Origin of the sequence: Halomonas sp. HP20-15 (assembly GCF_033446685.1) — a bacterium.
Lineage (GTDB): Bacteria > Pseudomonadota > Gammaproteobacteria > Pseudomonadales > Halomonadaceae > Modicisalibacter.
Genome location: NZ_JAWQLY010000009.1, coordinates 95,958 through 119,378 on the forward strand (window position 1 = coordinate 95,958; position 23,421 = coordinate 119,378).

Sequence of the window (23,421 nt, forward strand, 5' to 3'; positions counted from 1 at the left end):
GGATTTGCAGTAACCGGTCGCAGCGCTGGCCTCACCCTGCGGTATCGGTCGCCGCCTGGCGCTCGGCCTGTTGGCTGAGGGTCAGTTCGAGGCGCTCGAGCAGGCCCTGTAACAGAGGCCGGCTCTCCTGGGGCAGGGCGTCATGGTGGGCGACGGCGTCGTACAGCGAATGGGCGGCCCGGGACAGCGCGTTACCGATGGGCCGCCCGGCGGCGCTCTCGGCATACGCCTCGGCCAGCGCTTCGTGCACCTGGCGCTGGGCGCGCTTCACCGCGGGATGGGGCGTGTCGTCCAGCCACCCACGCAGGCGCAGGCTGCTGTTGCCCATGTCGAGCCCGGTCAGGCCCAGCGCGAGCAGGTGGCGTTGCTTTTCCGGCAGGGTGTCGTCGTGGCGGGCCATCGACAGGATGCGATCGGCCATGCGCCCGGCAAAGCGCGCCTCGGTATCGTGGCGCGAGTGGCGATCGATGCGCCGCAGGTCGCGGGTGATCGAGGAGACCAGCCGCCGCTGGCGCAGCGTCGCTCCCAGCCCGGGGAGCAGCCTGAAGCTCATGACCACCGCGCTGAGCCCGATGATCACGCTGATGGCGCGGTTGGCGAAGCTGTCGAACGAGAAGTCCATGCCATTGCCGGGCATGGTCAGCAGGATATTGAAGATGGTGAACGCCAGGCAGTGGCCCATGGTCCTGGGATTGCCGGCGCCGAGCAGGCCGAGGAACAACGGCGTGCCGAACACTAACGCCAGCAGCGGGAATCCCGACGCCTGCGAGAGCAGCACGTGGCCGAACAGGAAGGCGCTGGGAATGGCGAACAGCATGCCCTTGAAGAACGTCAGGGTCAGCGCGACGGGATTGTCGCGACTGGCGAAGAACGCCGAGAACAGCGTGCCCAGCAGCATCGCCACCTGGCCGTTGGACCAGTGAGTGAGAACCCAGAACGTCGCCAGACCGACGAACACGATCCCCGCGCGCAGGGCGTTGACGCCGGCGGCGAGATGGTCGCGGTGCCAGGACAGTCGGCCGCTGCGCAACTGGCGGCCGCGGGGACGGGTTACCGCCTCGCGTGCGTCGAGCATCACGATGGCGTGACCGAGCGTCTCGCGCAGCCCCAGCACGATGCGCAGCTGCAGCGGGGCGAGGCTGGCGGTGTCCTGCTGGTGGGCGCGGTGGCGCAGGGCCTGGAGCCGTTCACGGGCCGCACTCACGCCACTGACCTGCTCGGCCTGGCGAAAGCCCTCGGCGATCTCGGCGATGAGTTGGCGTATGTCGCCATCGATTCGTGCGTTGTGATCGCGCAGCAGGCGCTGCATGGCCTGTAGCGTGGCCAGAAAGCGTAGCGTACGCCGGGTCAGCACATGCGTGGCGCGCACCCGGCCCTTGCCCTCGGGGCCTTCGTAGCGCGCGGCCTGACTGTCGGTCTCGAGCATCGTCAGCGGCCCCAGGCTGCCGGTCAGCGAGGCTTGCAGCGCTGCTTCGTCGTCGCTGGCCTCGAGGCGCTGCGCGGCCTGGACGAACGCCTGATTGACCACGCTGTCGGCCTGGGCGGCCAGATGGTCGCTGACCTGCGAAGGCCACAGCAGCGAGCTGACCAGGGTCGCGCAGACGGCGCCCAGGCCGAGCTCGGAAAGCCGCGCGACGGCCACGTCGAAGACACTCGCCGGGTTGCTGCCGGCGATCACCACTATCAGCATCGCGGTCACCGCGGCCATGATGCAGCCGTAGGAGAAGTTGTTGCGCAGCAGCGAGCTGCCGTAGGTGCAGAGCATGATCCAGGCGGTCAGCGCGATCAGCGCCGGGACGCGCGCCTGAACGAACAGCGCCATGATAACGATGCCCGCCAGCGCGCCGATGGCGGTGCCGCCGATCTGGCAGAGCCCCTTCTCGACGACCATGCCGCTCATCGGCCGAATCTGCAGGAAGGCCGCCGAGATCAGCGCCCAGTAGGGGCGGTCGAGGTTGAACCACAGCGCCAGATAGAGCGCCAGGAACATCGCCAGGGTGGCCTTGATAGCGAACTTGACGGCACTCGCCGAGGGCGTCAGGTAGGCATCGAGGAAAGCCGACATCAGGCCGCGCTCACTGATCGGCTGCGTCGACGATGCGCACCGTCGCGGTCATACCGGCGCTCAGCAGGGTGCCCTCGGGGATCGCGTCGAGCTCGATGCGCACCGGAATGCGCTGGGCCAGGCGCACCCAGTTGAAGGTCGGCTGGACCTGGGGCAGCAACTCGGTATTGGTCGAGGTGTTGGTGTTGGCGATGCCCCGCCCGAGGCCGGCGACATGCCCCCGCAGGCGGGTGTCGCCGCTCATCAGCGTGACCACGGCGGCGTCGCCGAGGTCGATGAAGGGCATCTTGGTCTCTTCGAAATAGCCGGTGACGTAGAAGGAATCCGCCTGGACCAATGCCATCGTCGCCTGACCGGCGTTGACGTAGTTACCCGCGTTGAGATGCATGTTGAGGATGTGGCCGGCCACCGGCGCCTTGACGACGGTGCGCTCGACATCGATGCGCGCGCTTTCCAGGTCGGCCTGGGCCTGGGCCAGATTGGCCTCGGCGACACGGGTGTCGATGCGGGCGATCTCCTGGTTTTCGGCGCTGATCGCCTGGCGGCTCAGGCGCTGTCGCCGCGACTGTTCGTGGCGCTTGAGATCGAGCGTCGCCTGGCGCTGATCGACCACCGCCTGGGCGCGCTCGAGCGCCGCCTGGTAACGCGTATCGTTGACCGTGAACAGCACCTCACCCCGGTCGACGCTGGCGTTGTCCTGCACCGCCAGCGTATCGACCCAGCCCGAGACGTCCGGGGCGATGGTGATCACGTTGGCGCGCACGCGGCCGTCGCGGGTCCACGGCGTATACAGATAGTAATGCCACAGCCATAGCCCGGCGGCGACCGCGGCGGCGACGACCAGCAGAGTAACGAGAATGCGTAACGACTTGCGCATCGACTAGATAGCCTCACCGGGAGCGGAAAAAAGGAAGGCGGCGAGCGCCGTGAGAATGATGAACAGGGCGGCATCGAACCACGCCTCGTACCACAGGATCTGCTGGCGCAGGAAGCGATGCAGGCAACTGCGCACGACGACGGCGCTAATGAAGCCGAGTAGCGCATAGCCCAGCATTGGGCTCAGATAGATGCCGCCGAGCGCGATTTCCTTAAGTCCCATGCGAGTCCTTGGCTGATTATGCGGCGGGATAATGGCCATTAATGTTAACATGCTAACTAATTATGTGACCATGTACGTCTCCTTCGCCACTCTGTCGATCGAGCGTTGACTGTCGCGCTACGCGGCACTTTGTCTATTGCCAGTGACCCGCTTATGCTGGACCACGGGTTGATGTCAATGAAGGGTCACGCCCACCGATCAACCAACAATCAAAGGTCAGCAAAGGAGTCTCTGCAATGACCGTCAAGAAACCGCTTATCGGTGCCATTTCCGCGGTGGCCTTGGCCACCAGTATTTCCGCCCTGGCTGCGCCGCTCAAGATCGGCGTGCTGGTGCCGCTGACCGGCGATCTGCAAAGCTATGGTGAGCCCGCGCTCAAGGCCGCGCAACTCGCCGCCAAGGAGATCAACGCCGCCGGCGGCGTACTGGGCGAAGACGTCGCGATCAGCAGTGGCGATACCCAGACCTCGCCGCAGCCGGGCGTCGCCGCGGCTCAGAAGCTGGTCAACATCGAAGGCGTCAACGCGATCTTCGGCGCGCTTTCCAGTGGGGTGACCATCCCCGTGGCGCAGAGCGTCTCCAAGCCCGAGCAGGTGCCGCAGATCAGCAGCGCCTCGACCTCGCCGGTGATCACCTCGCTGGACGATGGCGACTTCCTGTTCCGCACCGTGCCGTCGGACGCCTTCCAGGGCGTGGCGCTGTCCGAAGTGACCCAGGAGAAGGGCTACGAAAACGTCAGCATCATCTACATCAACAACGACTACGGCAAAGGGCTTGCCGATGCCTTCACCCAGGCCTACGAGAAGGCCGGCGGCACGGTCTCCGCGTCGGTGGCCTACGAGCAGGGCCAGGCGGCCTATCGCGGCGAGCTGCAGCAGGCCGCCAACGATGACGCCGAGGCGCTGGTACTGATCGGTTACCCGGAGAACGGCCAGACCATTCTGCGTCAGTCGCTGGAGGGCGGTTTCTTCAAGAACTTCGTCTTCACCGATGGCATGAAGGCTCCCGAGCTGGTCGACAATCTGGGCGCGAAATACCTCGAGGGCTCGGTGGGTACCGTACCGCAGGCTCGCGCCGATTCGCCGGGGGCTCAGCACTTCAGTAGCGCCTATAAGAGCGAATACGGCTCGTTGCCGCCCAAGCCCTACCTGGATACCGCCTACGACGCCTTCTACCTGCTTTCGCTGGCGGCTCAGGCGGCCGGTACCACCGATAGCGTGGCGATTCGCGATCACCTGCGCGACGTCGCCAACCCGCCGGGCGAGCAGGTCGGCCCGGGTGAGTTCGAGAAAGCCGTCAAGCTGCTCAAGGAAGGCCAGGATATCGATTACGAAGGCGCTTCCGGTTCGGTCAATTTCGACGACAACGGCGACGTGCCGGGGACCTTCGGCGAGTGGACCTTCAAGGATGGCGAAGTGGTCACCAACCGGATCTTCGAACCCAAGATGTAAGCAACGCGTGCCAGGCGATCGAGCATCGCCTGGCCGCCGCGACGATTCTCGAATCAGCAACGACAACGCCCGGCCTAGGCCGGGCGTTGTCGTTACGGGGGAAAGCCGGTGGAGCGACGCAGACGCTCAGCGCTTCCTGACGATCAGCTTGGGCGGCTTCTCGGGCAGGATCCCCTCGGGACGCAGCACCAAGATGAGCTGCAGCAGCACGCCGATCAGCAGTACGCGCAGGGCCGCGGCCTGGGTGGCGTGTTCGGAGGGCAGCAATCCGGTGAGCAGCTCCGTGCCCGACCACACGCCCCACACCACGATGGCGCCGAGAATCGCGCCGCGGTTGTTGCCGCTGCCGCCGGCGATCAGCATCACCCAGACCAGGAAGGTGCCGTAGAGCGGCATGAACGCCTCGGGGCTCAGGAACCCGAAGAAGTGGGCATAGAGCCCGCCGCCCAGGCCCATGATCGCCGAGCCCAGCACGAACGCCTGAAGCCGGAAACCGGCGATCGACTTGCCGGCCGCCGCGGTGGCCGGCTCGTTCTCGCGAATGGCGCGTAGCACACGGCCCCAGGGCGAGGCGTAGGCGCGCTCGACCAGAAAGTAGACGAGGCCGACGAACAGCGCCACGATCACCAGGTAGGTGAACCCACTATCCAGCGCGGTGCCGGCCAGCGGCCGGTCGATGCCGGCGATGCCGCGCACGCCGTTGGTCAGCCAGTCCTCGTTCTTGACGAACAGGCGGACCATTTCTGCGATGCCGATCGAGGCGATGGCCAGGTAATCGGTGCGCAGCCGCGCGGTGATCAGGCCGACGACCAGGCCGAGCAGCGTCGAGGCGATGACCGCGCCGACCAGACCGACCGAAAACGGCATGCCGAAGCCGCCCAGGTAGGCGGGACTCGACGGCGTGGTGAGGATCGCGCTGGTATAGGCACCGACCGCGAAGAAGCCGGCGATACCGATGTTGAACTGGCCGGTGAAGCCCCACTGCATGTTGAGGCCCAGCGCGAGCACGGCATAGATGCCGGCGAAGGTCAGAAACGAGATCAGGTACGAGGCGATGCCGGTGAGTTCCATCACACAGTCCCCTTGAAGATGCCCTGCGGGCGCAGGATGAGCATGCCGACCATGATCGCGAAGGCCACGGCGGGTTTGTAGGCGGCGGGGATCAGCAGCGTCGACATCTCCATCGACACGCCGATGATCATGCCGCCGGCAATGGCGCCATAGGGTCGGCCGATGCCGCCGAGGATCGCCGCGGCGAAGATCGGCAGCAGCGTGGTCCAGCCCATCACCGGGTGCAGGCGCGTGTCGATGCCCAGGAACACGCCGGCCGCGGCCGCCAGGGCGCCGCCGATCACCCAGGTGACCATGATCACGCGCTCGGCGGGGATCCCCGAGACCAGCGCCAGATCCATGTTGTCGGACATCGCACGCATCGCCTTGCCCAGCCGGGTGCGGGTCAGGAATAGATGCACGCTGGCGACCAGGCCCAGCGAGATCAGCATGATCCACAGGTGGTCGGGCTTGAGGCGCAGCCCGCCCAGCCAGTCGAGCCGCCAGGGGAACTGGATGCCCGAGGCGTAGGTCTGGTTGTCGGAGCCCCAGATCAGCTGCACCAGGCTGCGCAGGATCAGCGCCATGCCGAACGAGGCGATCAGCAGGATCACCGGCTGGGTGCGGCGAATCCGCCGGTAGAGTACCTGGTCGATGAACACCGCGACCACCGCCATGCCGACCATCGCCGCGGGCAGTGCCCACCAGGAACTTAGCCCGAAGGCCGAGATGAAGGTCAGTCCCAGATAGGCGCCCAGGGTCATGAAATCGCCGTGTGCGAAATGCGCGAAGCGCAGGATGCCGAAAATCATCGACACGCCGATCGCACCCATGGTCAGGACGCTGCCCAGAACCAGGCCGTAGACGAGCAGTTGCAGGATATCGGTCATGGTTCAGCCTCCCAGGAACATTTCAGCGACTTCCGGGTTGGCCAACAGGTTGGGACCGGTGTCTTCGTGGCGGTTACTGCCGGTGGCCAGCACATAGCCCCGGCTGGCGATGGCCAGTGCCTGCTTGGCGTTCTGTTCGACCATCATCACGCCGATGCCCTGAGCATTGATCTCCTGGATGCGTTCGAAGGTCTCGTCGATCAGCAGCGGCGAGAGGCCAGCGGTGGGTTCGTCGAGCATCAATAGCTGCGGATCGATCATCAGCGCGCGGCCCATGGCAACCATCTGGCGTTCGCCGCCGGACATCAGTCCGGCCTGTTGGCGGCGCCGCTCGGCGAGCTTGGGGAATAGTGTATAGACCTTGTCGAGGCGCTCGGTCAGGTCGCCCTTCATCAGATAGGCGCCCATCTCGAGGTTCTCGCGCACCGTCATTGACGGAAAGACGTTCTTCTCCTGGGGCACGTAGGCGATGCCGCGGCGGACCATCTGTTCGGGCTTGGCGTTGGTAATCGCCTCGCCGCGGTAGAGGACTTCGCCTTCGCGAATCCGCAGCAGGCCGAACACCGCCTTCATGGCGGTGGACTTGCCGGCGCCGTTGGGGCCGACGATGACCACGATCTCGTCGGTCTCCACGCGCAGGTTGGTGCCCTTGAGGATATCGGCACCGCCATAGCCGCCGTAGAGGCCCTTGGCTTCGAGCAGACTGCTCATGAGGGCTCTCCTTGATCCGCAGCAGGCTTATTGGTCGATTCGCCCATCCGGCCGCTGGCACCGCCGCCCAGATAGGCCTCGCGGACCTCCTCGTTCTGGCGCAGCACGTCCATCGAACCGGAGGCGATCAGCGCGCCGTTGGCCATCACGTGAACCGGTTCGCACAGCGCCGAGATCAGATCCATGTCGTGCTCGATGACGCAGAAGGTATAGCCGCGTTCGCGGTTGAGCCGCAGGATCGCTTCGCGAATCTTGCCGAGCAGGGTGCGGTTGACGCCGGCGCCGGGTTCGTCGAGCAGCACCACCTTGGCGTCGGTCATCATCGTGCGGCCCAGGTCGAGCAGCTTCTTTTGACCGCCCGACAGATTGCCGGCCAGTTCGTCGGCGACGTGGGTGATCTCGAGGAACTTGAGTACCTCGTCGACGCGATCCAGCACTTCGCTGTCCTGCTGCTTGACCTTGCCCCAGCGCAGCCAGCTCTGGAACAGGTTCTCGCCGCTCTGGTCGGGCGGGACCACCATCAGGTTCTCGCGTACCGTCATGCGCGAGAATTCATGGGGAATCTGGAACGTGCGCACCAGGCCGCGGTGAAACAGCTTGTGCGGCGGCAGGCCGGTAATGTCCTGGCCGTCGAGCAGCACGCGGCCGCTGGAAGGGGGGAAGAGTCCGGCGACGATGTTGAACAGCGTGCTCTTGCCGGCCCCGTTGGGACCGATCAGCCCGGTGATACTGCCCTGCGTAACCTCGAAGGAAACGCCCCGTACCGCCTGAAGGCCGCCGAACGCCTTGGAGACGTTGTCGATTCGAATCAAGGAAGAGTTCCTCGTAAGCGTCTTGTTGTGGTTATGCGCATGCGGATAGGGCGGATATGGCTGGGCTCCACCCGCCTTGGCCGGCAACGCTTTTCACGGTGTGATTGGTGTGACGAGAGTCGTCGCCAGACCTTACAGCGTGGCGCGTATGGGCGACAAGCGCTTGTCATGGCGATGATTAAACGCTGTATCGGCGGCCAATGGCATTGCCTTTACGTTCAACACCAGCGACTGAGCTCATCGCCACCCAGGTTGCCGCCGGTGACCACCACGACGATATCGCCCGCTTGAGGCAGCGCCAGCTGGCCCTCCAGCAGGGCGGCGATGCCGACCGCCGCACCGGGCTCGGCGAGCAGCTTGGCGTCGAACAGCAGGTGACGCATGGCCGCGTCGATCGCCGATTCGCTGACGCCGATCAGCGCATCGACGCAGCGGCGTACCAGGGGGTAGGTATGCTCGCCGACGATCGCCGCGCCCAGGCTCTTGGCCAGCGTTTCGACCGAGCCCAGCCGGCAGGGGCCGCCGTAGTCGAAGGCGGCCTGCATGCTGGCGGCGCCGGTCGGCTCGACGCCGATCAGGCGGATATCCGGGCGCAGCGCCTTGACGGCGACGGCGATGCCGGCGATGAGCCCGCCGCCGCCGATCGGGCACAGCAGCATGGCGGCGTGGGGGATCTGCTCGAGAATCTCCAGGCCGACGCTGCCCTGGCCGGCGATGATGCGCGGATCGTCGTAGGGATGGACCAGGGTCAGCCCGCGGCTTGCGACCAACTGATGCATATGCGTCCAGGCGTCGTTGATGTCGCCGTGGAGAATCACCTCGGCGCCCAGCGCACGGCTGCCCTCGACCTTATACGGGCTGGCGTTTTCGGGCATCACGATGGTCACCGGCACACCGCGCTCCGAGGCGGCCCAGGCCAACCCCAGGGCGTGATTGCCGGCGGACACCGCGCCCAGCCCGGCGGCCAGTTCTGCGTCGCTGGCGGTGGCCAGCCAGTTGAGACTGCCGCGTGGCTTGAAGGAGCCGGTCGGCTGGAAGAGCTCGGCCTTGAGACGCACCGGGCATCCCAACTGCCGGGACAGCTCGATGTCGTCGATGACCGGGGAAGGGGCCAGCGTGCGCTGGATGTGCTCGCGGGCCCGATGCAGCGAGTCGAGCGTAAGGTGTTGATGAGACATGCCGATTCCTTGAGTCGCGCAACGTGTTCGAGCTGTCAGGGTCGTATCGTCAAGATAGTCGAGGCATCGATTTCACGTCTCATGTTGCAATGCAGCAATGGCTTTGCTATGTTGCATTGCAGCGGAGGTCAAAGCCCTTTGAGAGGAGCCCTCCGAGTTTAGCCAACCATCACTCACGGAGGTGAATCATGGCGACTAGCACCAATTTCGACCAGGCGACCCAGCAGTTCGAATCCATGTTCTTCGGCCCGGCGCGCGCCTACGCCGCCATGGCCGTGGACTACAGCGAGAAGGTGCTCCACACCCAGCTCGACTTCGCCAAGGCGTGCACCGACACCTACATGGGTCAGGCGCGTTCTATGCTCAACGTGCGCGATGCCGAAGGCCTTCGCAACTACGTCCAAGAGCAGCAGAAGACGGCGAAGGATCTCGGCGAGCGTTTCAAGGATGACGCCGAGAAGGTCGTTGCCCTGAACCAGGACTTCGCTCAGAAGAGCCAGAAGCTGGTCGAGGACAACATGAAGACCGCCAGCCGCACTGCCGCCAGCAAGGCCAAGTAAGCGCTGCTGAATCGACTGCGGCACTCGCGCCGCAGCCGACTCCAAACGGCCGCCGGTAACCCCGGCGGCCGTTTTTTTGCATGGCCGTTCGCCGCGCAGGGTTTGGCTGCGCGCGGCGCGTCACACCATCACTTCGGCGAAGGCGACGCTGCGTACCAGCGCGATGACCGACATGCCCTCCTTGAGCCCCAGCTCGTCGAGCGACTTGCGCGTCAAGCGCGCGCGCAGCGGCTGGTCGCCGAGGCGCAGGCCCACCTCGACGGCACTGTTCTCAGCGACCTCGTCATTACCGATCCCGGTTCCGCCGGGCGTGGCGTCGATGCGCGCGACGGTGGCCGCGAGCTGGTTGCGAAAGCTGGTGCGCTCGGGGGGGAGCAGGGCCAGGGCGACGTCACGGATCGGCACGCGCAGGCGCAGGCGAGCCCCCAGCGGCGCATCGACCCTGGGCACGGCCAGCGTCTGGCCGTCGGCGAGACGCAGCGTGCTCAGCGCGTAGCGTTCGTCGTGGCCGACCAGGTGCGCCTCGAGCAGCGAGGCGGCATCGAAGCCACCCAACTGCTCGGTCAGGTCGAAGCGCAACAGCAGCTCCTCGAGGCGGCCGTGCGCGCGAACCCGGCCGTGCTCGAGCACGACCAGATGATCGGCGATCGCGGTGAGCTCCTCGGGGACATGGCTGACGAACAGGATGGGAATGTCGATGCGCTTCGCCAGTTGCCCAATGTAGCGTAGCAATTCGCGCTTGCGCGGCGCATCGAGCCCGCTCAGCGGCTCGTCCAGCAACAGCATGCGGGGCTCGCTCAGCAGCGCCCGGCCGATCGCCACACGGCGTGCCTCGCCACCCGAAAGGGTGCCGGGCAGGCGATCCAGCAGCGCCTCGATACCCAGCAGCGAGACGACGGCATCGAAGCCGGGGCCCTTAACGGTGTCTCGCTTGCGCTTCGCGCGCGGCATGCCGTAGGTCAGGTTGCCGCGCACCCGGTAATGCGGGAACAGCCGGGCTTCCTGGAAGACCACCCCCAGGCGGCGGCGATGGGGAGCGACGAACACGCCACGGCGCGTATCGACCAGCGTTTCGCCGGCGAGGCGGATGCTGCCGTCATCGGGTCCGTCGAGGCCGGCGATCAGCCGCAGCAGGCTGGTCTTGCCGCTGCCCGAGGCGCCGAACAGCGCGGTGACGCCGGTGGCCGGGAAGGTCAGCTCCGCGGACAGCGCGAAGCCGCCGAGACGCTTTGTCACGTCGAGGGCGAGCCCGTGCGAGTCGGTTTTATGCAGGCGGGTCATCCGTCACGCTCGCTGATGCGCCGCCGGGCGCGCCGGGCCAGCCATTCCGAGGCCAGCAGCGCTAGCATGGCAATGGCGATCGACAGCGCGCACAGTCGCGCGGCGGCGTCCTCCTGGCCGGGGGTCTGGATCAAGCTGTACAGCGCCAGCGGCAGGGTGCGCGTCTCGCCGGGGATGTTGGCGGCGAAGGTCATGGTGGCGCCGAATTCCGACAGCGCCCGGGCGAAGGCCAGCAGGGTGCCGGTAATCACCCCGGGCAGTGCCAGCGGCAGGGTGATCGTCGCCAGCACCCGCCAGCGGTTGGCGCCCAGCGTGCTGGCCGCGGCTTCGAGCTTGGGATCGACGGCCTCGAGCGAGAGCCGTACCGCGCGCACCAGCAACGGAAACGCCATGATTCCGCCGGCGAGTGCCGCGCCCTGCCAGGTGAACGGCAGGCCGATCCCGAACAGCCGATCCAGCCACTGACCCAGCCAGCCCTGGCGGCCGAGCGAGATCAGCAACAGGTAGCCGACCACCACCGGTGGCAGCACCAGCGGCAAGTGCAGTAAACCGTCGAGCAGCGCCTTGCCACGGAATTCGCGACGCGCCAGCAGCCAGGCCAGGGCGATACCCGGTATCAGGGTCCAACCGACCGCGCTGCCGGCGACCTTGAGGCTGATGGCAATGGCTTCGCGCTCGATCTCCGAGAGCATGGGCATGGCGGGTCAGTGCGCGCCCGGCGCGGCTGCGGTGAAGCCGAAATCGTGGAAGATCGCCAGGGCCTGTTCGCTGGCCAGCCACTCGCGGAAAGCCCGAGCCGCCTCGCTGGGCGAGGCGCCGACCAGCGCCAGCGGATAGTTGATCGGCGGGTGGCTGTCGGCGGGGAAGGTGGCGAGCTCGTGCACCTGGTTGCTGGCACGCGCGTCGGTCTTGTAGACGATGCCCAGCGGCGCCTCGCCGCGCTCGACCAGCGCCAGCGCGGCGCGCACGTTGTCGGCCCGCGCCAGACGCGGCTCCAGCGCCTGCCATTCACCCAACGCGTGCAGCGCCTGCTTGGCGTAGATACCGGCCGGGACGTGGGCGGGATCGCCCACCGCCAGGCGCCGCCCGTCGCCGAGCCGCGCCGCCAGTTCGTGATTGCCGTCGAGGGTGATGGGCCGGGTGTCGCCGTCGCGCGGGGCGATCAGCACCAGTTGGTTGTGCAGCAGGTCGCTGCGCTCGGTGAGGGTGATGCCCTGCTCGCCGAGCCAGTTCATCCAGCGTTCGTTGGCGGAAAAGTACAGCTCGGCGGGCGCGCCGTGGGCGATCTGGCGGGCGGCAGTCGACGAGGCGGCATAGACCGGAACGATACGCGCCGCATGGCTGGCCTCGTAGCGTGCGATGGCCGCGTCCAGCGCGTCGCTGAGCGATGCCGCGGCATAGATGTGTACGCTCGGTGCGGCCCGCGCCAGCGGCGGCTGGCCGAGCGCCGTCAGGAGCACGGCGATGAGCAGCCACGGGGCGGCCATTCGCAGCGGCGAACGGCAGGAACGGGGGGTGGCGGCTTCTACGGGGAGGGTGGCCATCGCGAATTCCGTTATGTACGAATGGATATAACGGCTTCACTGTAGAGGCCGGATGACGACTTGCCAAGCGCCGCGCAGGGCACCGCTCAGCGGGGCGTGTCGTGGCACTGACCGACGAGGGCCAGCAAGTCCCTGGCTTCCTCGCAGTCGGCGGGATCGAGTTTGCGTTGCAGCGCGCGATAGCGCTCGATCACCTCGCGGCCCAGCGGGGTCAGCCCGGCGCCGCCACGTTGGTTGCCGCCGGTGACGGTGGTCACGACCGGCTGGGGCAGATGACGATTCATGGTGTCGATCAGTTGCCAGGCCTTCTTGTAGCTCAGACCCAGGGTGCGGCTCGCGGCGGCGATCGAGCCGCTGGCCTCGATCGCCTCGAGCAGCGCCGCCTTGCCCGGGCCCAGCACCACGTCCCGGTCGGCGACCAGGCGGATCTGCAAGCCGGGGCGATCGTGTCGGGTGCGTGTCATGGGTTTTCCGGGGGCGAAATGAAACCATTTTGTACCATGCGATCGGCATCGGCCACAGGATCGGTTGACGACCGCCCGATAGGCCGCGGCTTGCCGTCAGCGGTTTTGAGTGCCGCTGCGGCGCTTGCCGAACCAGGGCAGCAACGTGTCCAGGTGTAGATTGATGACTGCCAGCCCGGCGACCACCAGGGTGCCGCCGGCCAGCTTGTTGACGCCCAGCGAATCGTCCAGTAGCCAGACGCCGAGGAGCACCGCGAACACCGGCATCAGCAGCGACAAGGGCACGACGCGGCTGACCGGATGTTTCTGCAGCAGCCGATACCACAGGCCGTAGGCGACGATCGACGACATTACGGCGGTGTAGACGACCGCCCCCCAGCCGCTCGGTCCGGCAGCGCTCAGCGCCGCCAACTGACCGCTCTCGAACAGCCAGCTTTCCAGCGCCACCTGGGGAATCGCGAACAGCGCTATCCAGCCGGCCAGGGTCAGTGGCGCAATGTACGGCGCCGCCTTGATCAACAGGTTGGAGACCGCCCAGAACAGCGCGCTGGCCAGCAGCAGGGTGGTGGGCAGCGCGGCAGGCAGCGATGGCCCGCCGGCGATGATCACCACCCCGCCGAACGACAGCAGCAGGCCGATCGAGCGGCGCGCGTCGAGGCGCTCCTTGAGGAAGGCCGCGGCGAGCAGGGTCGCGAAGGGGGTACCCATTTGCACCAGCAACGCGCCGGTGCCGGCCTCGGCTTCACCCAGTCCCAGAAACAACAGCGGGAAATGCAGCCCGCCGAAGGTGACCGAGAGCAGCAGCAACCAGGGGAGCTGGCGGCGGGTGATGCGGGTGAAGGGCACGATCAGCACCGCGACCAGCATAAAGCGCAGCGTCATCAGCAGCAGTGGCGGCATGTCGGCGACGCCGAGCTTGATGACGATGATATTGAGCGCCCAGATGGCGATGACGGTGAGACCGAGCGCTAGATCACGTAGTGGCACGGGACATCCTGAGTGTGCGGCGGAGGGCCTGACTAAAGGGCGAGCCACGAGTATAAAGAAGGGGGGCGATCGCAGCGAGGCAACCGTATCGCCGGGGCATGAGGCGAGCATCGAGGAGCGACAATGCAGGACGGTTCACGGCAAGCGGCGCGCCATTGGCGCTGGGCGCCGCTGGTTGCGCTGGGCATGGCGCTGAGCCTCGCCCTCGCCGAGGGCGACGAGGGTGGCCTGGAGCGCTCGCGGCTGATCATCGACAACGGCGAGCGCCGCCATGCGCTGAGCGTGGAGATCGCCCGCGAACCGCGCGAGCGTTCGCGCGGCCTGATGAATCGCGAGACGCTGCCGGACGAAGCCGGAATGCTGTTCGTCTATCCCCGCGAGCAATCGCCCCAGGGGGCATTCTGGATGCACAACACGCTGATTCCGCTGGCGATCGCCTTTCTCGGCAGCGATGGCGAGATTCTCGCCATCAGGCACATGCCGCCGTGTCTCAGCGAGCGGGCCAGCGACTGCCCCTCGTACCCGGCGGGGGTGGCCTTTCGCGCGGCGCTCGAGGTCAACGACGGCTATTTCGCCGCGCGCGATATAGAGGTCGGCGATCGTGTCGCGCTACCGGTATCGCCCTGAACGAATACGCCTAATGGCGCACGCACGGTAACTTTCATTCGCTCACCGGCGCCTTACAATGAAGCCTCGCTCGGCCAGCCGGGTGCGACGTTGTGGACTATCCGTCCTCGTACGCCAGAATCGACGCCGGCCAGAAGCCGGCCAGCAAAGGCCCGCCTACCCTCCAGGGCCCTGGATGCATTAGAAGCCATGATTTCTCGCTACTCATAACGAAGCCAGGCCGGGTCCACCGGCTGGCGCATGCAAGGACACGGATCTATGATCACACGCCGCTGTACCGGCCTTTCTGCCGCTATCGCAGGAGCCGCTTTGCTGTGCACCGCGCTAACCGTCCAGGCTCGCGAATACTCGGTCTCGACGGTACTCTCGGACGCCTTCCCCTGGGGCCAGGCCGCCGATGAAGTGGGCCGAACTGGTCGAGCAGCGCTCCGAGGGGCGCATCACCCTGCGCGTCTATCCCAACTCGCAGCTGGTCAATGGCGACCAGACCCGCGAGTTCTCGGCGATGCGACAGGGGCTGATCGACATGGCGGTGGGCTCGACCATCAACTGGTCGCCGCAGGTGCCGCAGCTCAACCTGTTCTCGCTGCCGTTTCTGATGCCGGACTACGCCGCAGTCGATGCGATTACCGGTGGCGAGGCCGGCGAGAAGATCTTCGCGGCGATCGAGTCGCGCGGCGTCAAGCCGCTGGCCTGGGGCGAGAACGGCTTCCGCGAACTCTCCAACTCCAAGCTGGCGATCGATTCGCCCGACGACCTCGATGGGCTGAAGATCCGCGTGGTCGGTTCGCCGCTGTTCCAGGACACCTTCACCGCCCTGGGCGCCAATCCCACCCAGATGAGCTGGGCCGATGCCAAGCCGGCGTTGACCACCGGCGCCGTCGACGGCCAGGAAAACCCGCTGTCGGTGTTCGACGTGGCGCGTATCGACCAGGTCGGCCAGAAGTACCTGACGCTGTGGCACTACATGAACGATCCGCTGATCTTCGCCGTCAACCGCAACGTCTGGCAGCAGTTGCCGGAAGACGACCGCGAACTGCTGCGGCAGGCGGCGGTCGATGCCGGTGCGTGGGAGATCGAGCTGTCGCGCGGTCAGAAAGACCAGCGTCTGGCCGACATCAAGTCGCGCGGCGTCGAGGTGGTCGAGCTCAGCGATGCGCAGCGTCAGGCATTCGTCGACGCGACCCAGAGCGTATATGAGCAATGGACCCCGCAGATCGGCGAGGACATCGTCGCCGCGGCACGCGAGGCGGTCTCTAACCACTAATCCTGGGTTTGTCGCATCGCCGGTCAGCCGCCTCGGCGCTGGCCGGCTTTTTCACGAGGTCTGCATGAAACCGCAACCGGATGCGCGGCTCGAGCGCCTGCTGGCCAGTCTCGGGCTGATGATCATCGCCTTGATCAGCCTGGCCAACGTGGTGGTGCGCTACGTGACCGACGCCTCGTTCGCCTTTACCGAGGAGTTCTCGGTATTCCTGCTGGTGGTGGTGACCTTCGCCGGCGCGGCGGTGGCCGTGCGGCGCAACGGGCATATTCGCATTAGCCTGGTCGAACGCGCGCTGCCGCCGGGGCCGCGGCGCGCCCTGATCCTGTTTCAGGGCCTGGCGGGACTGGCCGTGCTGGGCCTGATCGTGGGCTACGGGGCGCAACTGGCCTGGCAGGAATACCACTGGCAGTCGCTGTCGCCGGGCCTCGGCGTGCCGCAGTGGTGGTACCTGGTCTGGTTGCCGCTGCTGGCGCTGGCGATGCTGGTGCGGCTCGTCCAGCAGACTCGCGATCGCCTGCGTGGGGAGCTCGACGATGAGTCCTGACCTGTGGATGATCGCCAGCTTCCTGCTGTTGCTGCTGGCCGGGGTGCCGGTGGCGTTCTCGCTGGGCCTGGCCGGCGCGGTGGGCATCGTCACCGGCCTTTCGCCCGACATGCTGGCGACGCTGGGCACCAACACCTACAACAGCATCGCCAAGTACCCGCTGATCGCGATACCGCTGTTCATCCTTACCGGCCTGGTCTTCGAGCGCGCCGGCGTCGCCGCGCGGCTGGTGCGCTTCGCCCAGGCGCTGATCGGACCGCGTCACGGCGGGTTGGCGCTGGTCGCGGTGCTGGTGTGCATGATCATGGGCGGCATGAGCGGTTCGGGCCCGGCGGATGCGGCGGCGGTGGCGATGGTGATGCTGCCGAGCATGACCCGCGCCGGCTATCCAAAGCCGTTCTCGGCGACGCTGATCGCCGCTTCGGCCTCGACGGCGATCCTGATCCCGCCCTCGGTGGCGCTGATCCTGTATTCGATCGTGGTGCCCGGGGTCGACCTGCGCGCGCTGTTCGCCGCCGGGCTGTTTCCCGGCGTGCTCGCCGGCCTGGCGTTGCTGGTGCCGGCGTTCTGGCTGTCGCGTCGCCATGGCTGGGAGGCGCCCGACGAAGTCGCGCGCCCGCCCCTGGGCGAGAGTTTCCGCCAGGCAATTCCCGCGCTGTTCGCCCCGGTACTGATCCTCGGCGGCCTGCGCAGCGGGCTGTTCACCCCGACCGAGGCCGCCGTGGCGGCGGTCGCCTATGGCGTGGTGGTCGGACTCTTGCTGACTCGGGAACTCGACTGGCGCGCACTGTGGCGCCTGTTCGGCGAGGCGGCGACGATCTCGGGGGTGGTGATGCTGATCATCGCGCTGGCCGGCATCTTCGCCTGGGCGGGCACCATGCTGGGCACCTTCCGGCATCTCGCCGAGTGGCTGATCGCGCTGTCCGACAACGGCGCGGTAATGCTGCTGCTGATCATGATCGCGGTGCTGCTCGCCGGGATGCTGCTCGACGCGATCTCCATCTATCTGATCCTGATGCCGATCCTGATTCCGGTGATGCAGCATTTCGACTGGAATCCGGTGTGGTTCGGTATCCTGCTGGCGATGAATATCGCCATCGGCCAGTTCACGCCGCCGGTGGCGGTCAATTTGATGGTGACCACCGAGGTGGCCGGCATCCGCCTCGAGCAGACCCTGGGCTGGGCGCTGGTGTTCGTCGTCGCGATGGCCGCGGCCCTGCTGCTGGTGGCGCTGTTTCCGCCCATCGCGCTGTGGCTGCCCGGCGTGCTGGGCTACAACCTCTGAGCCCGGGTCGAGCCACCAGCGCCATGGGCTAGAATGAGCAACGCCGGGAGGGCTCTGTCTCCCGGCGTTTTCCCCTTGCGCAGTGTGCCATTTCAACGACTTAGTCATTCAAGGGTCTGTCGTCCGCTGACGGCTTTGGGTAAGATTGCCGAGCCGCAGCCGCACTGCCCATGTCGTCGAGTGCCTGATCGTCGCTCCGACGAACGACGAACACTTTTGCAGCCCTGTGTGACAGTGCGTATCTTGACAGGGCGACGGCTATTTTCAGCCAAGCGATCGGTCATTGACGACGCGCTTGGCTAATGCGCAGGATCGGTTCGCCTGCCGGCATGCCCGGTACAGTCCGATGATCTACGTCGAGATGAGTTGGCCAGGGACCGAAAACGTGACAACAACCCAAATGAGGTGTCTTGCATGAAACGCCAGTTACTTTCCGCCGCTATGGCTTCCGGCGCCATCCTCGGTGCTGCCACACTCGCAACGCCGGCTCAGGCCCAACAGAACTTCATCACCATCGGCACCGGCGGCCAGACCGGCGTCTATTACGTCGTCGGCCAGTCGGTATGTCGCATGGTCAACCGGGTCGAAGACGCCAACATCAAGTGTAACGCGCCTTCGACAGGCGGCTCGGTGGCCAACATCAACGGCATCAAGTCCGGCGAACTGGACATGGGCGTCGCCCAGTCGGACGTCGCCTATCGCGCCTACAACGGCGAAGGCACCTTCGAGCAACCGTTCAAGGACCTGCGTTCGGTCTTCTCGATGCACGGCGAGCCGCTGACCGTGCTGGCGCGCGCCGACGCCAATATCGACGAGCTGGACGACCTCAAGGGCAAGCGTGTCAATATCGGCAACCCGGGCTCCGGCCAGCGTGCCACCATGGAAGTGCTGATGGATGCCAAGGGCTGGGACACCAGCGTCTACTCGCTGGCCTCCGAGCTGACCGCCGCCGAGCAGGCTTCCGCGCTGGCCGATAACAACATCGATGCCATGGTCTACGTGGTCGGCCACCCCAATGGTTCCATCCAGGAAGCCACCACCACCGTAGATGCCAAGCTGGTACCGCTCGAGGGCGAGGCGGTCGATTCGCTGGTCGAGAAATACCCATACTACTCAACGGTCACGATTCCCGGTGGCCTGTACAAGGGCAACCCGGATGACGTCACCACCTTCGGCGTGATGGCGACCGTGGTGACCGACGCCGACACCGATGCCGATACCGTCTATCAGACCGTCAAGTCGGTATTCGAGAATTTTGATCGCTTCAAGAAACTGCACCCGGCGTTCGCCAACCTCAAACCCGAAGAGATGATCAGTAACGGCCTGACCGCACCGTTGCATGAAGGCGCAGCGCGTTACTACAAGGAGCAGGGCTGGATCGACTGATTCATCGGGAGATCCTGCAATGACCTGATGCGCGGCCACCCGAGAGGGTGGTCGCGCATCGTTGATTCTTGCGGGCCGCTGCGTCCATGCGGCGGCCTACACTGATAGTCAGAGTCAGCCAGGCCGTGCGCGCCGATGGCTGGCCAACCTCGAATAACAGGGCACTGCTCATGGCTGAAAAAGACAAGCCCGCGGCCAGCTCAAGCGAGCTGGACGATCTGGTCGCTTCCAGCGATACCGGGTCGCGCAAACTGGGGGGGACCCCCAATCGTATTCTGCTGGGTACGGCGGCCGCTTGGTCCCTGTTTCAGCTGTGGATCGCCTCGCCGTTGCCGTTCCTGGTCGGCTTTGGTGTGTTCAGCGCCACCGAATCGCGATCGATTCATCTGGCCTTCGCCATGTTCCTCGCCTTTCTGGCCTATCCGGCGTTCAAACGCTCGCCGCGCGATCGGGTGCCGGCGGTCGATTGGGTGCTGGCGCTGGTCGCGGCCGGTACCGCGGCCTATCTGTATGTATTCTACGAGCAGCTCGCGCAGCGTCCGGGAGCGCCGATCCTCCAGGACGTGATCGTCGCCGTGGCGGGCATTCTGTTGCTGCTCGAGGCCACACGGCGCGCGCTGGGACCGCCGTTGATGATCGTGGCCATCGTATTTCTCGTCTATTCGCTGGCCGGCCCCTACATGCCGGCCATGCTGGCGCACCAGGGCGTCAGCCTCGAGGGTCTGGCCAATCATCAGTGGATCACCACTCAGGGTGTATTCGGTATCGCGCTGGGCGTGTCGACCAGCTTCGTCTTTCTATTCGTACTGTTTGGTGCCCTGCTCGACAAGGCCGGTGCCGGCAACTATTTCATCAAACTGGCCTTTTCGATGCTCGGTCATTACCGCGGGGGGCCGGCCAAGGCGGCCGTGGTCGCTTCGGGCATGACCGGGCTGATTTCCGGTTCATCGATCGCCAACGTGGTGACGACCGGCACCTTTACCGTGCCGATGATGAAGCGTGTGGGATTTTCGGCCGAGAAGGCCGGTGCCGTCGAGGTGGCCTCGTCGGTCAATGGGCAAATCATGCCGCCGGTGATGGGTGCTGCCGCCTTCCTGATGGTCGAATACGTGGGCATCTCCTACGTCGAGGTCATCAAGCATGCTTTCCTGCCGGCGTTGATCTCCTACATCGCGCTGGTCTACATCGTTCATCTCGAGGCGCTCAAGGCCGGTATGCAGGGGCTGAAGAGCAGTAATCCGGTCAAGCCACTGCTCAATAAAGTGATCGGCTTCCTGACCGGGCTGCTGCTATTGATGGCGCTGTCGTTCGTGGTCTATTACGGCCTGGGCTGGCTCAAGCCGGTACTCGGCGAGGCCACGCCGTGGGTGGTGGCGGTAGTTCTGGCGGTGGTCTACGTGTTGCTGCTCAAGGTCAGCGCGCGCTATCCGGAACTCGAGGAGGATGATCCCAATGCAGAAATCATCCTGCCCCAGACCCGACCGACGTTAATGGTCGGCTTGCATTACATTCTGCCGGTGATCGTGCTGGTCTGGTGCCTAATGGTCGAACGGCTGTCGCCGGGATTGTCGGCTTTCTGGGCAACGGTATTGATGATCGCCATCATCGTCACCCAGCGCCCGCTGATCGCGATCTTCCGTGGACGTAGCGACATGGCGGCTGACATTCGTGCCGGGTTTCAGGATCTTTGGGATGGCTTGGTCAACGGCGCGCGCAACATGATCGGTATCGGCATCGCCACCGCGGCGGCCGGGATCATCGTCGGCGCCGTCTCGCAGACCGGCGTCGGACTGGTGCTTGCCGAACTCGTCGAGACGCTGTCGATGGGTAACCTGATGCTGATGCTGATGCTCACCGCGGTGCTCAGCCTGATCCTCGGCATGGGACTGCCGACCACCGCCAACTACATCGTGGTCTCGGCGCTACTGGCGCCGGTCATCGTCACGCTGGGCCAGCAGAACGGCTTGCTGGTACCGCTGATCGCGGTGCACCTGTTCGTGTTCTATTTCGGCATCATGGCCGACGTCACACCACCGGTGGGGCTGGCGTCGTTCGCGGCGGCGGCGGTATCGGGTGGGGATCCTATCAAAACAGGGTTTCAGGCATTCTATTACAGTCTGCGCACCGCGGCGCTGCCGTTCCTGTTTATCTTCAATACCGACCTGCTGCTGATCAATGTCGACCTCTGGCACGGGTTGTTAATCTTCGTCATCGCCACGGTGGCGATGCTGATCTTCGCGGCCGCGACGCAGGGCTTCATGCTGGTGAAAAGCCGCTGGTACGAGAGTCTCCTGTTGTTGGTCGTGGCGTTTGCGCTGTTCCGCCCGGGGTACTGGATGGACATGATCGACGACCCCTATCGGGACGTGCCGCCGGCCCAGTTCGCACAGGCCCTGGCGGATATCGATGAGGGCGAGAATCTGCGCGTCAAGGTGGCCGGGCTGGACAACTACGGCGATCCGATCAGCTTCTTCGTCCGCGTCCCTTATCAGCCGGGTGCGACCCCGAGCGAGCGAATGGACAACCTGGGGCTGATGCTGATGCAGGAGGACGGCGAGACGCTGGTCGACATGACCACCTTCGGTAGCCCGGCCAAGGAACTTGGCTTCGACTTCGATCAGCAGATCGTTTCGGTCCAGGTGCCGGAAGAAGGACGCCCGGCCAAGGAGTGGATCTGGATACCGGCATTGTTGATTTTCTGCTTCGTGGTGCTGATGCAGAAACGTCGTCGGCGTATTGCGTCGTCTACCACTGCGTCGGCGGCATAACCGCCCAAAGGGGATCGCCGTATGTACAAGAAGATCGTTTTGCCCGTCGACATGAACGAGCCGGCTTCGTGGGAGCGCGCCTTGCCCACGGCGCTGGCGCTGTGCCGCACCTTCGGAGCCTCGCTGCATATCGTGACCGTGCTGCCCGACTACCACATGCCGCTGGTCGGCAGCTTCTTCCCCGCCGACTTCAGTGACAAGGCGCGCCAGGCGCTCTCCGATGCCCAGCATCGCTTCGTCGCCGAGCACATTCCCGACGACGTGCACGCCCAGTGCATTATCGCCGATGGCTCGCCCTATGAAGGCATCATCAAGTCGGCGCGTTCGGTCGATGGCGACCTGATCGTCATGGCTTCGCACAACAAGCGCAAGCTTGCCGATCGGCTGCTGGGGCCGAATGCCGAACACGTCGTCCATCATGCCGATATTTCCGTGATGGTGGTGCGCTAGTGCCGGGTGGCGGTTGGCGAGCCGGGACCCTGCGGCCGGAAGTGATACGACAAGGACCGTTATGAGCAACGGTGTCGGCGCAACGCGCCGATTGTGGTGGCTACCGCTGGGTGGGCTGTTGCTGCTCGGGCTGGCCGCCGCGCTTGTCGTGCAGCGCCTGCCGGGTCTGCTGGCCTGGCTGGAATCATTGAGCGCGGTGCAGGCGGGCATCCTCGCCAGTCTCGCCGCGGGGTTGTTCACGCCGCTCGGGGCACTGCCGATCTTGCTCTTGCAGCGTGTCAGCCAGCGCCTCGAGGACTCGCTGATGGGCTTCGGCGCCGGCGTGATGCTGGCTGCCAGCGCCTTCTCGCTGGCGTTGCCGGCCATCGAGGAGGCCGAGCGACTGACCGGCGGAACGCTGCCGGCACTGCTTCTCGTCGCGACGGGCATCGCCGCCGGCGGGGGCCTGATCATGGCCATCGAGCAGTGGGTGCCGCACGAACACTTCGTGCTGGGCAAGCAGAGCGGTGCCGACGCCACCAAGCTGCAGCAGGTCTGGTTGTTCATCTTCGCCATCACCATCCACAACTTTCCCGAAGGGCTGGCGGTGGGCGTGGGCTTCGGCAACGGCGACACCAGCGCCGGGGTGCCGCTGATGTTGGGCATCGGCATTCAGAATCTGCCCGAGGGACTGATCGTCGCGCTGGGGTTGCTGACCGCCGGCTATGGGCGCAGGACGGCCTTCTGGCTGGCATTCCTCAGCGGCCTGGTCGAGCCGCTCGGCGGCGCGCTGGGGGCGGTTGCCGTGTCGTTCGCCCAGACCCTGCTGCCCTGGGGGCTGGCGTTCGCCGCCGGGGCGATGCTGTTCGTGATCAGCCACGAGATCATCCCCGAGTCGCATCGTCAGGGCCACGAACACTACGCCACGACCGGCGTACTCGCCGGTTTTACGGTCATGTTGATGCTCGATTCGACGCTTTGACGGCTGTCTCGTCGGGTATCATGACCCTGTCACACAAGGAT

General features: G+C 65.8%; 22 protein-coding genes and 1 pseudogene. 10 read left to right on the top strand and 13 right to left on the bottom strand.

Annotation, left to right across the window (positions count from 1 at the left end; genetic code table 11):
• Window positions 1-31: 31 nt before the first annotated feature.
• The 3 genes from R6258_RS13045 to R6258_RS13055 are packed head-to-tail and all read right to left on the bottom strand — an operon-like array spanning window position 32 to window position 3,164.
• Complete coding sequence (locus R6258_RS13045) at window positions 32-2,065, bottom strand: FUSC family protein (protein ID WP_318450953.1); 2,034 nt, start codon at window positions 2,063-2,065, stop codon at window positions 32-34.
• 10 nt (window positions 2,066-2,075) lie between these two features.
• Window positions 2,076-2,942: an efflux RND transporter periplasmic adaptor subunit gene (locus R6258_RS13050; RefSeq protein ID WP_318450955.1), complete on the bottom strand. Its 867-nt coding sequence runs from the start codon at window positions 2,940-2,942 to the stop codon at window positions 2,076-2,078.
• A 3-nt stretch (window positions 2,943-2,945) separates the two neighbouring features.
• The gene (locus R6258_RS13055; RefSeq protein WP_318450957.1) at window positions 2,946-3,164 is read right to left on the bottom strand and encodes a DUF1656 domain-containing protein; all 219 of its coding nucleotides are present in this window, start codon (window positions 3,162-3,164) and stop codon (window positions 2,946-2,948) included.
• A 236-nt stretch (window positions 3,165-3,400) separates the two neighbouring features.
• Between R6258_RS13055 and R6258_RS13060 the strand changes: the two genes are divergently transcribed.
• Window positions 3,401-4,615: an ABC transporter substrate-binding protein gene (locus R6258_RS13060; protein WP_318450959.1), complete on the top strand. Its 1,215-nt coding sequence runs from the start codon at window positions 3,401-3,403 to the stop codon at window positions 4,613-4,615.
• Between the two features lie 126 nt (window positions 4,616-4,741).
• On the opposite strand, the gene R6258_RS13065 is transcribed toward R6258_RS13060, so the two are convergent.
• The 5 genes from R6258_RS13065 to R6258_RS13085 all read right to left on the bottom strand — a co-directional run bounded on the left by R6258_RS13065 (window position 4,742) and on the right by R6258_RS13085 (window position 9,256).
• Window positions 4,742-5,686, bottom strand: a complete 945-nt coding sequence (locus R6258_RS13065; protein ID WP_318451150.1) for a branched-chain amino acid ABC transporter permease — start codon at window positions 5,684-5,686, stop codon at window positions 4,742-4,744.
• A complete protein-coding gene (locus R6258_RS13070) occupies window positions 5,686-6,555 on the bottom strand; it encodes a branched-chain amino acid ABC transporter permease (protein ID WP_318450961.1) in 870 nt (289 codons plus the stop codon). The genes R6258_RS13065 and R6258_RS13070 overlap by 1 nt, the downstream gene beginning before the upstream one ends.
• A 3-nt stretch (window positions 6,556-6,558) precedes the next feature.
• Window positions 6,559-7,266 (bottom strand): ABC transporter ATP-binding protein, encoded by a 708-nt coding sequence (locus tag R6258_RS13075; RefSeq protein ID WP_318450963.1) that lies wholly within the window; start codon window positions 7,264-7,266, stop codon window positions 6,559-6,561.
• Window positions 7,263-8,078, bottom strand: coding sequence for an ABC transporter ATP-binding protein (locus R6258_RS13080; RefSeq protein ID WP_318450965.1), 816 nt, complete (start codon window positions 8,076-8,078; stop codon window positions 7,263-7,265). Before R6258_RS13080 ends, R6258_RS13075 begins: the two co-directional genes overlap by 4 nt.
• A gap of 218 nt (window positions 8,079-8,296) precedes the next feature.
• On the bottom strand, window positions 8,297-9,256 hold the full coding sequence (locus R6258_RS13085) for a threonine/serine dehydratase (RefSeq protein WP_318450967.1): 960 nt from the start codon (window positions 9,254-9,256) through the stop codon (window positions 8,297-8,299).
• A 188-nt stretch (window positions 9,257-9,444) separates the two neighbouring features.
• Between R6258_RS13085 and R6258_RS13090 the strand changes: the two genes are divergently transcribed.
• Window positions 9,445-9,816: a phasin family protein gene (locus R6258_RS13090; RefSeq protein WP_318450969.1), complete on the top strand. Its 372-nt coding sequence runs from the start codon at window positions 9,445-9,447 to the stop codon at window positions 9,814-9,816.
• A gap of 120 nt (window positions 9,817-9,936) precedes the next feature.
• On the opposite strand, the gene modC is transcribed toward R6258_RS13090, so the two are convergent.
• From modC to R6258_RS13115, 5 genes are all read right to left on the bottom strand, one after another.
• A complete protein-coding gene (gene modC / locus R6258_RS13095; RefSeq protein WP_318450971.1) occupies window positions 9,937-11,097 on the bottom strand; it encodes a molybdenum ABC transporter ATP-binding protein in 1,161 nt (386 codons plus the stop codon).
• Window positions 11,094-11,789 carry a molybdate ABC transporter permease subunit gene (gene modB / locus R6258_RS13100; RefSeq protein ID WP_318451152.1) on the bottom strand — a complete coding sequence of 232 codons (696 nt, stop codon included), beginning with the start codon at window positions 11,787-11,789 and terminating at the stop codon, window positions 11,094-11,096. The genes modC and modB overlap by 4 nt, the downstream gene beginning before the upstream one ends.
• A 12-nt stretch (window positions 11,790-11,801) precedes the next feature.
• Window positions 11,802-12,641 carry a molybdate ABC transporter substrate-binding protein gene (modA, locus tag R6258_RS13105; RefSeq protein WP_318450973.1) on the bottom strand — a complete coding sequence of 280 codons (840 nt, stop codon included), beginning with the start codon at window positions 12,639-12,641 and terminating at the stop codon, window positions 11,802-11,804.
• Between the two features lie 86 nt (window positions 12,642-12,727).
• Complete coding sequence (locus R6258_RS13110; RefSeq protein WP_318450975.1) at window positions 12,728-13,105, bottom strand: winged helix-turn-helix domain-containing protein; 378 nt, start codon at window positions 13,103-13,105, stop codon at window positions 12,728-12,730.
• 96 nt (window positions 13,106-13,201) lie between these two features.
• Window positions 13,202-14,092 carry a DMT family transporter gene (locus R6258_RS13115; RefSeq protein WP_318450976.1) on the bottom strand — a complete coding sequence of 297 codons (891 nt, stop codon included), beginning with the start codon at window positions 14,090-14,092 and terminating at the stop codon, window positions 13,202-13,204.
• Between the two features lie 123 nt (window positions 14,093-14,215).
• Here R6258_RS13115 and R6258_RS13120 point away from each other — a divergent pair, with 123 nt between their 5' ends.
• The 8 genes and pseudogenes from R6258_RS13120 to R6258_RS13155 all read left to right on the top strand — a co-directional run bounded on the left by R6258_RS13120 (window position 14,216) and on the right by R6258_RS13155 (window position 23,380).
• Window positions 14,216-14,719 (top strand): DUF192 domain-containing protein, encoded by a 504-nt coding sequence (locus tag R6258_RS13120; RefSeq protein WP_318450977.1) that lies wholly within the window; start codon window positions 14,216-14,218, stop codon window positions 14,717-14,719.
• Window positions 14,720-14,977: 258 nt separating this feature from the next.
• Window positions 14,978-15,986 (top strand): annotated as a pseudogene (locus R6258_RS13125) (DctP family TRAP transporter solute-binding subunit).
• 64 nt (window positions 15,987-16,050) lie between these two features.
• Window positions 16,051-16,530: a TRAP transporter small permease gene (locus R6258_RS13130; protein ID WP_318450979.1), complete on the top strand. Its 480-nt coding sequence runs from the start codon at window positions 16,051-16,053 to the stop codon at window positions 16,528-16,530.
• Entirely contained in the window at window positions 16,520-17,815 is a 1,296-nt protein-coding gene (locus R6258_RS13135) for a TRAP transporter large permease (RefSeq protein WP_318450981.1), read from the top strand. Before R6258_RS13130 ends, R6258_RS13135 begins: the two co-directional genes overlap by 11 nt.
• A gap of 414 nt (window positions 17,816-18,229) precedes the next feature.
• Window positions 18,230-19,201 (top strand): TAXI family TRAP transporter solute-binding subunit, encoded by a 972-nt coding sequence (locus tag R6258_RS13140; RefSeq protein WP_318450983.1) that lies wholly within the window; start codon window positions 18,230-18,232, stop codon window positions 19,199-19,201.
• A 170-nt stretch (window positions 19,202-19,371) separates the two neighbouring features.
• Window positions 19,372-21,969: a TRAP transporter permease gene (locus R6258_RS13145; RefSeq protein WP_318450985.1), complete on the top strand. Its 2,598-nt coding sequence runs from the start codon at window positions 19,372-19,374 to the stop codon at window positions 21,967-21,969.
• A gap of 21 nt (window positions 21,970-21,990) precedes the next feature.
• A complete protein-coding gene (locus R6258_RS13150) occupies window positions 21,991-22,419 on the top strand; it encodes a universal stress protein (RefSeq protein ID WP_318450987.1) in 429 nt (142 codons plus the stop codon).
• A gap of 178 nt (window positions 22,420-22,597) precedes the next feature.
• Complete coding sequence (locus R6258_RS13155) at window positions 22,598-23,380, top strand: ZIP family metal transporter (RefSeq protein WP_412176381.1); 783 nt, start codon at window positions 22,598-22,600, stop codon at window positions 23,378-23,380.
• The last annotated feature ends 41 nt before the right edge of the window (window positions 23,381-23,421 follow it).

Excerpts from the sequence above, each read along its gene's own strand:
- R6258_RS13045 (WP_318450953.1), bottom strand. The coding sequence starts at position 2,065 with ATGTCGGCTTTCCTCGATGCCTACCTGACGCCCTCGGCGAGTGCCGTC.
- R6258_RS13050 (WP_318450955.1), bottom strand. The coding sequence starts at position 2,942 with ATGCGCAAGTCGTTACGCATTCTCGTTACTCTGCTGGTCGTCGCCGCC.
- R6258_RS13055 (WP_318450957.1), bottom strand. The coding sequence starts at position 3,164 with ATGGGACTTAAGGAAATCGCGCTCGGCGGCATCTATCTGAGCCCAATG.
- R6258_RS13060 (WP_318450959.1), top strand. The coding sequence starts at position 3,401 with ATGACCGTCAAGAAACCGCTTATCGGTGCCATTTCCGCGGTGGCCTTG.
- R6258_RS13065 (WP_318451150.1), bottom strand. The coding sequence starts at position 5,686 with ATGGAACTCACCGGCATCGCCTCGTACCTGATCTCGTTTCTGACCTTC.
- R6258_RS13070 (WP_318450961.1), bottom strand. The coding sequence starts at position 6,555 with ATGACCGATATCCTGCAACTGCTCGTCTACGGCCTGGTTCTGGGCAGC.
- R6258_RS13075 (WP_318450963.1), bottom strand. The coding sequence starts at position 7,266 with ATGAGCAGTCTGCTCGAAGCCAAGGGCCTCTACGGCGGCTATGGCGGT.
- R6258_RS13085 (WP_318450967.1), bottom strand. The coding sequence starts at position 9,256 with ATGTCTCATCAACACCTTACGCTCGACTCGCTGCATCGGGCCCGCGAG.
- R6258_RS13090 (WP_318450969.1), top strand. The coding sequence starts at position 9,445 with ATGGCGACTAGCACCAATTTCGACCAGGCGACCCAGCAGTTCGAATCC.
- modC (WP_318450971.1), bottom strand. The coding sequence starts at position 11,097 with ATGACCCGCCTGCATAAAACCGACTCGCACGGGCTCGCCCTCGACGTG.
- modB (WP_318451152.1), bottom strand. The coding sequence starts at position 11,789 with ATGCTCTCGGAGATCGAGCGCGAAGCCATTGCCATCAGCCTCAAGGTC.
- modA (WP_318450973.1), bottom strand. The coding sequence starts at position 12,641 with ATGGCCACCCTCCCCGTAGAAGCCGCCACCCCCCGTTCCTGCCGTTCG.
- R6258_RS13110 (WP_318450975.1), bottom strand. The coding sequence starts at position 13,105 with ATGACACGCACCCGACACGATCGCCCCGGCTTGCAGATCCGCCTGGTC.
- R6258_RS13120 (WP_318450977.1), top strand. The coding sequence starts at position 14,216 with ATGCAGGACGGTTCACGGCAAGCGGCGCGCCATTGGCGCTGGGCGCCG.
- R6258_RS13130 (WP_318450979.1), top strand. The coding sequence starts at position 16,051 with ATGAAACCGCAACCGGATGCGCGGCTCGAGCGCCTGCTGGCCAGTCTC.
- R6258_RS13135 (WP_318450981.1), top strand. The coding sequence starts at position 16,520 with ATGAGTCCTGACCTGTGGATGATCGCCAGCTTCCTGCTGTTGCTGCTG.
- R6258_RS13140 (WP_318450983.1), top strand. The coding sequence starts at position 18,230 with ATGAAACGCCAGTTACTTTCCGCCGCTATGGCTTCCGGCGCCATCCTC.
- R6258_RS13145 (WP_318450985.1), top strand. The coding sequence starts at position 19,372 with ATGGCTGAAAAAGACAAGCCCGCGGCCAGCTCAAGCGAGCTGGACGAT.
- R6258_RS13150 (WP_318450987.1), top strand. The coding sequence starts at position 21,991 with ATGTACAAGAAGATCGTTTTGCCCGTCGACATGAACGAGCCGGCTTCG.